Origin of the sequence: Hydrogenophaga sp., from assembly GCF_030158645.1 — a bacterium.
In the GTDB taxonomy this organism is placed as follows: Bacteria; Pseudomonadota; Gammaproteobacteria; order Burkholderiales; family Burkholderiaceae_C; genus Hydrogenophaga.
The window spans coordinates 68615-77359 of record NZ_JAOASO010000024.1 but is presented as its reverse complement, the minus strand read 5'-3'; the positions used below and the strand labels follow the sequence as shown (position 1 = coordinate 77359).

Annotated in this window: 10 protein-coding genes; all 10 read right to left on the bottom strand. The window is 67.8% G+C overall.

The annotated features are described in order from the left end of the window. On the bottom strand, nucleotides 1-184 hold a 184-nt coding region (locus Q1W68_RS02380), incomplete at its 3' end, for a hypothetical protein (RefSeq protein ID WP_300715512.1). 96 nt (nucleotides 185-280) lie between these two features. Then, nucleotides 281-787, bottom strand: coding sequence for a DM13 domain-containing protein (locus tag Q1W68_RS02375; RefSeq protein ID WP_300652726.1), 507 nt, complete (start codon nucleotides 785-787; stop codon nucleotides 281-283). 69 nt (nucleotides 788-856) lie between these two features. Next, entirely contained in the window at nucleotides 857-1357 is a 501-nt protein-coding gene (locus Q1W68_RS02370; RefSeq protein WP_300652727.1) for a 6,7-dimethyl-8-ribityllumazine synthase, read from the bottom strand. 51 nt (nucleotides 1358-1408) lie between these two features. After that, entirely contained in the window at nucleotides 1409-2254 is an 846-nt protein-coding gene (locus tag Q1W68_RS02365) for a DUF429 domain-containing protein (protein ID WP_300652729.1), read from the bottom strand. A gap of 7 nt (nucleotides 2255-2261) precedes the next feature. Next, complete coding sequence (locus Q1W68_RS02360; RefSeq protein WP_300715511.1) at nucleotides 2262-3143, bottom strand: DMT family transporter; 882 nt, start codon at nucleotides 3141-3143, stop codon at nucleotides 2262-2264. A 66-nt stretch (nucleotides 3144-3209) separates the two neighbouring features. Beyond that, nucleotides 3210-3635: a BLUF domain-containing protein gene (locus Q1W68_RS02355; protein ID WP_300715510.1), complete on the bottom strand. Its 426-nt coding sequence runs from the start codon at nucleotides 3633-3635 to the stop codon at nucleotides 3210-3212. 29 nt (nucleotides 3636-3664) lie between these two features. Next, nucleotides 3665-4390, bottom strand: a complete 726-nt coding sequence (folE, locus tag Q1W68_RS02350) for a GTP cyclohydrolase I (RefSeq protein WP_300652734.1) — start codon at nucleotides 4388-4390, stop codon at nucleotides 3665-3667. A 21-nt stretch (nucleotides 4391-4411) separates the two neighbouring features. After that, complete coding sequence (locus tag Q1W68_RS02345; RefSeq protein WP_300652736.1) at nucleotides 4412-6295, bottom strand: ATP-dependent DNA ligase; 1884 nt, start codon at nucleotides 6293-6295, stop codon at nucleotides 4412-4414. Further along, entirely contained in the window at nucleotides 6292-7347 is a 1056-nt protein-coding gene (locus tag Q1W68_RS02340) for a ligase-associated DNA damage response exonuclease (protein WP_300660437.1), read from the bottom strand. The genes Q1W68_RS02345 and Q1W68_RS02340 overlap by 4 nt, the downstream gene beginning before the upstream one ends. Before the next feature lie 88 nt (nucleotides 7348-7435). After that, nucleotides 7436-8701 (bottom strand): cardiolipin synthase ClsB, encoded by a 1266-nt coding sequence (clsB, locus tag Q1W68_RS02335; protein ID WP_300652750.1) that lies wholly within the window; start codon nucleotides 8699-8701, stop codon nucleotides 7436-7438. Nucleotides 8702-8745: the final 44 nt, after the last annotated feature.

The window sequence follows — 8745 nt, the reverse complement described above, 5'->3', positions numbered from 1 at the left end:
CGATGACGATGGCGCCCACGCCGGCCCACACCGGCACGTTGACGGTTTCCTTTTCCTTCACGGTGAGCTCCAGCGGGCCCAGCTTCACGGCCGAGGTGTCCTTGGTGTAGCTGAAGCTGCCGTAGATCAGACCGATGGCGCCTGCGGCAATGAGAAGGATGCCGACCAATTTGGCTGTGTTCATGAGAGTTTCCGTTCCGTGAAGCAGCACTTCCGTCATCGGGCCAAAGCGGCCGCGACGCAGCGCAGGCAGCGATGATGCATCAATTGCCGACGAGGCTCAGCCCGGATCGCGGTAACGCGCGGCGGTGATGAACTGGCCGAAGGTTTCGCACCAGACGATGACGCTGGTGTAGCGCGCGGGGTCGGTGCCTGTGGGTAGCGCCACGATGAAGTTCTCGAAGGTTTTCACGTCGCCCACGCGCTGCATGGAGGGCTTGAGTCGCTCGAAGTCGGCCTCGGTCTCCACGAACTCGGGCGAGAGGTAGAGCTTGTAGTCGGGTCCGGGCGCGAGCCGCCCCTTGAACGCAATCTGCTGCGCGCCCACCGTGACCGTGCCCTCGCCCCAGTGCAGGGCGTCGCTGTCTTTCAGATCGCGGCGGAATTCGCCTCGGAACAGACCGCCGGCCTTAGCCTGTGCCACCTGCTCGGTGCTGGGCCCGGGCGGCGCGGTCAGGATGGGCAGCGCATAAATGCCGGCGCCAAAGCCCACCAGCAAGACCAGTGCGTGCGATGCGAGCAGCAGGGCGGTGCGGCGACGCGCGGCACTGGGAGCGGAGGCTGTCATGGGTGGTCTCCTTCGATGTGACCCCGGTTCGTCTGGCCAGGACCGCAAGCCTTACACGCCACCCGCGTTTCAGGACAGCATGGCCTGCACGCGCAACAGCCCGGCCACGGTCTGCAGGCAGGCCTGAGCGGCTTCGGTGCCCTGCACCGCGAAGTGGCGCATGAAGTAACGGCGGTGCTCCACATGCTGGTGAAAGTGGTGCGGTGCCTGCACGGCCGAGATCACCGGCACGCCGGTGTCGAGCTGCACGTCCATCAAGGCCTGCACCACGGTTTGCGCCACGAAGTCGTGGCGGTAGGTGCCGCCGTCCACCACCAGCGCGCTGCCCACCACGGCGGCGTAGCGGCCGGAGCGTGCCAGGCGCTGGGCGTGCAACGGGATCTCGAACGCACCGGGCACGTCAAACACATCGATGGCATCGGCCGAGACACCGCCCCGTGCCATTTCTTCGAAGAACGCATCGCGGGCCTGGTGAACGATGTCGGCGTGCCACGAGGCCTCCACAAAGGCAAAGCGCAAACCGGCCGGCAATTCGGGCAGCACGGGAAGTTCGGTCGGGGTGGTGTTCATGGCGTGGGGTGTGGAGGAAAAACAAAAAATGATTGTAGGCAGCGTGCGCGCTCAGGCGGTCACGATCCAGCCTTCGAGGGGGTCGAACTCGGGCAGGCCCCAGCGCGGGTGTCCGGCCTCGTGCTGCACCTGCGCCCAGGCCGCCTGCAGCAGGCAGAGCACCGCATCGAGGCTGTCGCCGCTGGCGTCGTCGGCCAGCGCGTCTCGCTGCGCGTGGGTCAACTTCAAACGCAGACCGCAGGCCTGCAACAGCGGTGCCTGGCCGTTCTCCAGCGCGTTGATCAGCGTCTTGCGGGCGATCAGCCGATCGGGCGTCTGTTTGGCCTTGTCGTCGCTCTTGTACGAGGTGGCGCCGAGCACGCTGCGCGCCAGCAAGCCGGGGTAAGCCTCCAGCCCCACGCGCGAGCCATCACCGGGCAGCAGGCCGGGCAGGGTCAGGCCCGCGGCCATGAGGCGCGGCACACCCGCGTGCAGCATGAAGGCCACCGGCGGGTTGACCCACTTCATGCTTGGGCTGGAGCCGGCCGGGCCGTCGGTGGCGCGGTGGGCAAATTTGCCACCCACCGGACGGGCGTTGCAGAAACCCGCGAAGGCTTCGCGGATGGCCTCTCGGCTGAGGCCGGCGTAGTGGGCCATGCACGCAGACCAGTCGGTGGGCCAGCGCAGCGTGGTGACCAGCTCGCGCGGCAAGCCGAATGGCAGGTCAAAACCGCCCACCCAGTGGCCGGGCTCGGTCATGCGCGCCAGCCAGCCGTCCAGCGTCTCGAAGCGCTCCAGGCCGTTCAGGACGACTCGGTGGCGGTCGGTGCGGCCCACGGCCAGGGTGATGGGTTTGCGGCGGCTCGGTGCGCTGGTGAAATCGCAGCCCAACAAGGCCCGCGCAGGTGAAGTGGTCATGCCGCGATCATCCCAGCGCCAGCGCCATCACGCCGGCGGCGATCAACATGGCCCCGAACAGGCGCGCAAGCCGGTCGCCCTCGCCCAGCAACTGTCCACCGATCAGCGCGGCAAACAACATCGACACCTCGCGCGCGGGTGCCACATGCGACAACGGCGCCTGCTGCATGGCAAACAGCACCAGCACATAGGCCACCGGGCTCACCACCGCCACCAGCAAGGCGTAGCGCCACTGCGCGTGCCAGAGCTGGCGGGCCGTGGGCAGGTCGCGCAGCACGCTGGGCGCGAGCAGCGCCACGCGCACGAAGTTGCCCATGTAGTCCACCAGGATGGGGGACATCAGCACCACCTTGACCGCATAACCGTCGACCACGGTGTAGGACGCGATGAAGACACCGGTGACCACGCCATAGACCATGCCCTTGTGAACCCGCTTGCGCGCCACCGGGTCGTGCGCTGCGCGCAGCAGGCCAGGCCCACCGGCAATGAGGAACACACCGCCGACCACGCCCGCAATGCCCGCCGCACCCAGCGCAGAGATCTGTTCACCCAGCAGCGTGATGGCCACCAGCGACGACAACAAAGGCCCGGTGCCGCGCGCCATCGGGTACACCACCGTGAGGTCGGACTTGCGGTAACCGCGCAGCAGGATCACGTAGTAGAAAACGTGCAGCACGCCACTGGCCAGCACCAGCAACCATTCCACGCGGCCCCAGCCGGGCACCACATCGCGCCCCACCCACCAGCCGAGTGGCGCCCACACCAGCATCATGAGAAAGGCGCTGAAGAAAGCGAAGCGCGCATCGCCGCCGGCCTTCTTGGCGGCGATGTTCCAGCATGCGTGAATCAGCCCCGCGAGAACGATGAGGGCGAGGGCAGTCAGTGACATGCAGCGTCAGAAGAAGCCAGAACGCGGCAACAAGGGTCCGGCTCCGCCGGCCCTTGTTGCCCTCTCTCAAGCCCTTCCGATGATGCTCGCGGTGGCCATCAGCTCTTCAAGGAGGGCCAGGGAGACCTTGCCCGACACCGCGTAGGGGTCGAACTCGGGCTTCTCGGAATACTTCAGCACGATCGACGTGTTGAGTTTGGACAGGTTGACCTGGCCCATGGTCCAGCCACCAAAGCGGCGCTCGGTGATTTCTTCGTAGTGCAGCAGCTCGACACCGGAATGGCGCTCGTCGGCCACGATCTGGTTGTAGAGCTTGTTGACCGCACTGCGCCCGCCCTCGATGGCCTGCAGGAACACACCGCCGCCGTAGCACAGCACGCCGGTGATGCCGTAACCCATGTTGTGCGAGCGAGCGGATTCGAGGATGGACTCGATGACGCGGGGAGAGTCTTTGTCGACTGCGCGGCTGACGTAAAGGAGGCGGACGAGCATGGTGTTCTTCTTGTGAGTGAGCGTTGGGATCAGCGAGGAATGAGGGACAGGAATTCGCGCCGCAGGTTGGGGTCTTTGAGGAACACGCCGCGCATGACCGAGTTGATCATCTTGCTGTCCATGTCCTTCACACCGCGCCAGGCCATGCAGTAGTGGCTGGCCTCCATCACGAGCGCCAGGCCATCGGGCTGGGTCTTTTCCTGGATCAGGTCGGCGAGTTGCACCACGGCCTCTTCCTGGATCTGCGGGCGACCCATGATCCATTCGGCCAGCCGTGCGTATTTGGACAGACCGATCACGTTGGTGTGTTCGTTGGGCATGACGCCGATCCAGATGCGGCCGATCACGGGGCAGAAGTGGTGGCTGCAGGCGCTGCGCACCGTGATGGGCCCCACGATCATCAGTTCGTTGAGGTGCTCGGCGTTCGGGAATTCGGTGATGCTCGGCGCCTTCACGTAGCGCCCATTGAACACTTCCTTGATGTACATCTTGGCCACGCGGCGCGCGGTGTCGCCGGTGTTGTGGTCGTTGTCGAGATCGATGACCATGCTGTCGAGCACGCCCTTCATCTTCTCGGCCACCTCGTCGAGCAGCAGCTCAAGTTCCCCCGGCTGGATGAACTCGGCGATGTTGTCGTTGGAATGAAAGCGCTGGCGAGCCGCTTTCACGCGCTCGCGGATCTTGACGGACACCGGTGTGCCGATGTCGTCTTCTGGGGTGGCTGGGGTCATGGGGGCGTCGGATGTCATGAGCATCCGGCATGCTATCACCCGACTTCACGCGGACCCGCCTCCATGGTCTTGACCGATTTTTGCTGGGGTTTTCACCAGCAGTTGTTCCAGATCCTGCAAGGTGCTCGCCTCGTGCAGGGGTTTGTCGTGGCGGATGCGCTGCATGCGCGGAAAGCGCAGCGCCACGCCGCTTTTGTGCCGGGTGCTGCGGGCGATGCCTTCGAAAGCGAGCTCGAACACCATCGTGGGCCGCACGCTGCGCACCGGGCCGAACTTCTCCAGCGTGTGCTGGCGGATCACGGCGTCCACCGCCTTGAACTCGGCGTCGGTGAGGCCGGAATAGGCCTTGGTGAAGGCCACCAGCTGCAGCGCACCGGGCACGGCCGGTTCGCGTCGGGCAATGGCATCCACCACCGCCTGGGCCTCTTGGGCGCTGGCCGGCGCGCGGTTCCACACAGCGAAGGTGTAGTCGGTGTACACAGAGGCGCGACGGCCGTGGCCGGCCTGGGCGTAGATCAGCACGCCGTCGATCGCCAGCGGGTCGATTTTCCACTTCCACCAGGCCAGCACGCCGTCTTCGGTGCTGCTGCCCGGGCCGGCCCAGCGCTTCTGCCGTCCGGTGCCGTAGGTGCTGCGGCGGTGTTTGAGCATGAGGCCCTCGACGCCGAGTTCGCGCGCCTTCAACCGCTGCTCGGCGAGCGCAGCCCAGTCGTTGCCGACGACGCAGGGCGACAGCCACAGGCGTGGGCCGATTCCCACGTTCACATCCGCTGCAAGGGCCTCCAGGCGATCGCGGCGCCCGGTCTGAGGCCACGCGCGCAAGTCCTGTGCGTCCGCTTCCAGCAGGTCGTAGGCCATGAAGCTCACCGGTGCATCGGCCAGCACCTTGGCGTTGAGCGTCTTGCGGCCAATGCGTTGCTGCAACAGCGCAAACGGGGCGGGTCGGCCGGGCCGGTCACTGCCGGGCAAGGCGCTGGCGCTGTCCTCGTCGTGCCAGACCAGGATCTCGCCGTCGACCACGGTGCCGTCGGGCCAGCGCTGCGCCAGGGCCTGCAGCTCGGGAAACCGGTCGCTCATGAGTTCTTCACCGCGCGACCACACCCACACCTGCCCGGCACGTTTGACGATCTGGCCGCGGATGCCGTCGAACTTCCATTCGGCCAGCCAGTCGCTGGCCGGGCCCAGGCGCGCCTGCATGGCCTGCGCGGTGTCGGTGCTCGCCACCTCCAGGTCGAGCAGGTCGTCGCCGGGCTCAAAGCCCAGGGGGCTGGCGAGGAAAAACGGGTAAGGCTGGCTGGGTTCTCGTGCAGTGTGTTCAGCGCCCGACGCCTCGGCGGGTGCGAGCAACGAGCGGTACTGGGCGGCGGTCGGCAGTCGCTTGCCGTCGGTGAAGCCCATCATGCGCGCGGCCACCTGCTTGGCGTCCAACCCCGCGTGCTGGGCGATGGCGCGCTGCACCAGCAGCTTGCTCACGCCCACGCGAAAGCCGCCGCCCACCAGCTTGACCAGCAGGAAGCGCCCGGTGGCATCGAGCTCGCGCCACCAGGCGCGCAGGGCCACGGCCACCGCATCCTCGCCCTGCCCGCGCAAGGGCAGCAGGCGTTGCTCCATCCAGTCGCAAAGGCTCGCCTCAAGACCGTCGGCGCTCTCGGGCGCCGGCAGCACGAGCGCAATGGTTTCGGCGAGGTCGCCCACGGCCTGGTAGCTCGCGTCGAACAGCCACGCGGGCAGGCCGGACGCCTCTTCGGCCAGCGCACGGAGCTGCGCGGTCTTGATCAGCTGACGCGGTTTGCCGCCCGACAGAAAGTAAACGGCCCACGCGGCGTCGGCGTCGTCCACCGCGCCCAGGTAGCGCTGCAGCGCCGTGACCTTGGCGCTCGTCGAGGTGGTCGCATCGAGTTCGGCGAACAGATCGGCGAATCGCTTCATGGCGCCGGTGGGTCCATGGGTGCCGGCGCGGTCTCGGCCCGCGATTCGTGCTCGTCGCCGTACTCGGTGTCGAAGCCCTCGGCCTGCAGTCCCTGCTCCTGCAGGTAGCGCACCAGCACTGGAATGCTGCCGTGTGTCACGATCACACGCTCGGCGCCGCTGGCACCGATGGCGCCCAGCAGCCCGGGCCAGTCGGCGTGGTCGCTGAGCACGAAGCCGCGGTCATGGCCACCGCGCCGGCGCTGGCCGCGCACCTGCATCCAGCCGCTGGCGAACGCGTCGGAAAAATCGCCGAAGCGTTTGATCCACGGCGTGCCCAGCGCGCTGCCCGGGCAGAGCACCAGCGCGCGCTGCAGGCTGGCCTTGTCGGTCACGTCGCTCACCATCAGTGTGTCCGGCAACGCCACGCCCACGGCGCGGTACGCACGGTTGAGCGGCTCGACCGCGCCGTGGCAGACGATGGGGCCGATGGACGCATCGACCCCGCCCAGGATGCGTTGGGCCTTGCCCAGGCTGTAGCACACCAGCACGCTGGCGCGCCCGGCCGCGGCGTTGTCGGCCCACCACTGGTTGATCTGGCCGAACAGCTCGGCGTCGGGCCGCCAGCGGTAGACGGGCAGGCCGAAGGTGGACTCGGTGATGAAGACATCGCAGCGCACTGGTTCGAACGGCGTGCAGGTGCGGTCGGGCGTGGCACCGCCCGGTGTGGTGCGGTAGTCGCCGCTGGCCACCCACACCCGCCCGCCGTGTTCCACCCGCACCTGCGCCGAGCCCAGCACGTGGCCTGCGGGATGCAGCGAGATGCGCACGCCGTTGTGCTCCACCGCCTCGCCGTAAGCCAGGCCCTGCAAGGTGATGCCCTGCCCCAGGCGCGAACGCAGCAGGCCTTCGGACACCGCGGTGGCCAGGTAGTGCGCATGACCGGGGCGTGCGTGGTCGGCATGGGCATGGGTGATCACCGCACGCTCGACCTTGCGCCAGGGGTCGATGTAGAAGTCCCCCGGCGGGCAGTACAGGCCTTGCGGGCGCTGGACGATCAGGTCGTCGTTCATGCGGGGATCCGCCGCCGGGCCGCCCCAAGGCGGATCAGCCCCCTCGGGGGGCAGCAACCCGCGCAGCGGTGGAGCGTGGGGGCAGTCATCAATAACGGTGACCGGTGACAAAAAGCGTGGCGCGCATGATGCCGAACGCGATGCGGTCGAGCACCCGCTGCGTCCAGTGGCGGCTGCCCAGGGCCTGCACATCGACCATGTCGCCGGCGGTCTGCACCAGGCCATCGAGGTGGCTGCGCAGCAACTCGGCAAAGCGCCGGTCGGTGGTCATCACGTTGGCTTCACGCGCCAGCAGCAGCGACAGCGGATCGAGGTTGGTCGAACCCACCGTGGCCCAGCGCTCGTCCACCACCGCCACCTTGGCGTGCAGCGCGCTCGGTGCGTACTCGTGGATCTCGATGCCGGCGCTCACCAGGTGCTGGTACACCGGGCGCGCGGCGCGGTACTGGAAGAAGTTTTCGTATTTGCCCTGCGACAGCAGACGCACCCGCACGCCCCGCGCAGCCGCCAGGATCAACGCTCGGCGCAGCTTGCGCCCGGGAATGAAATAGGCGTTGACGATCACGATCTCGCGCCGCGCCGCGCCGATGGCCTTGAGGTAGGCGCGCTCGATGTCGTGGCGGTGGCTGACGTTGTCGCGCAGCAGCAGCGTGGCGCGGGCGCTGTCCACGCCCAAGGGCACGGCACTGCTGTCGCCGAACGTGCTGTCGCTGTCGGCGCCCTGCACGCTGCTGCGGGCCGTGTCCAACTTTTGCAACAGGCGCGAGAAATCGCCCACCGGGCGGGACTCGCGCAAGGCCTCCCACGCCGCCTTGAACTCGCGCCGGCGGGCGCTGCGCGCGGCCTGCAGGCGCCACCACAGCTGCTCCATGGTGTCACCCATGTCGTGAACCAGCGGGCCGGCCACGCGCAGCGAAAAGTCCAACCGCGGTGCGTCCAGCCGACCCAGGGCCACGTCGTCCTGGTCGTCGATGATGTTGATGCCGCCACAAAACCCCACCGTGCCGTCCACGACGCAGAGCTTGCGGTGCAGGCGTCGCCAGCGGCTGGGCAACAGCAGGCCGAAGCGGCCCAGCGGTGCGTAGATGTGCCAATGCACGCCGGCGGCATCAAAGCGGTCTCGCCACGCTGGCGGAATGGCCGGTGTGCCCACGCCGTCGATCACCAGCCGCACCACCACGCCGCGCTGCGCCGCTCGTTCCAGCGCCTCGGCCACACTCAGCGCAGACCCGGCAAATTCGAAGATGTAGGTTTCCAGATGCACCACGCGGCGCGCGGCGTCCATGGCGTCCACCAGGGCTGGAAAAAACTCGGCACCGCCCTGCAGCAGCAGCAACTGATGACCACCTCGCAAGGCACCGTGCACGGCGCGCGGGCGTCGCAACGGGTGGCCCGTGC

Bases quoted from the DNA above. Each gene is read 5' to 3' on its own strand.
- Q1W68_RS02375 (WP_300652726.1), bottom strand. From the start codon at position 787: ATGACAGCCTCCGCTCCCAGTGCCGCGCGTCGCCGCACCGCCCTGCTG.
- Q1W68_RS02370 (WP_300652727.1), bottom strand. From the start codon at position 1,357: ATGAACACCACCCCGACCGAACTTCCCGTGCTGCCCGAATTGCCGGCC.
- Q1W68_RS02365 (WP_300652729.1), bottom strand. From the start codon at position 2,254: ATGACCACTTCACCTGCGCGGGCCTTGTTGGGCTGCGATTTCACCAGC.
- Q1W68_RS02360 (WP_300715511.1), bottom strand. From the start codon at position 3,143: ATGTCACTGACTGCCCTCGCCCTCATCGTTCTCGCGGGGCTGATTCAC.
- Q1W68_RS02355 (WP_300715510.1), bottom strand. From the start codon at position 3,635: ATGCTCGTCCGCCTCCTTTACGTCAGCCGCGCAGTCGACAAAGACTCT.
- folE (WP_300652734.1), bottom strand. From the start codon at position 4,390: ATGCTCATGACATCCGACGCCCCCATGACCCCAGCCACCCCAGAAGAC.
- Q1W68_RS02345 (WP_300652736.1), bottom strand. From the start codon at position 6,295: ATGAAGCGATTCGCCGATCTGTTCGCCGAACTCGATGCGACCACCTCG.
- Q1W68_RS02340 (WP_300660437.1), bottom strand. From the start codon at position 7,347: ATGAACGACGACCTGATCGTCCAGCGCCCGCAAGGCCTGTACTGCCCG.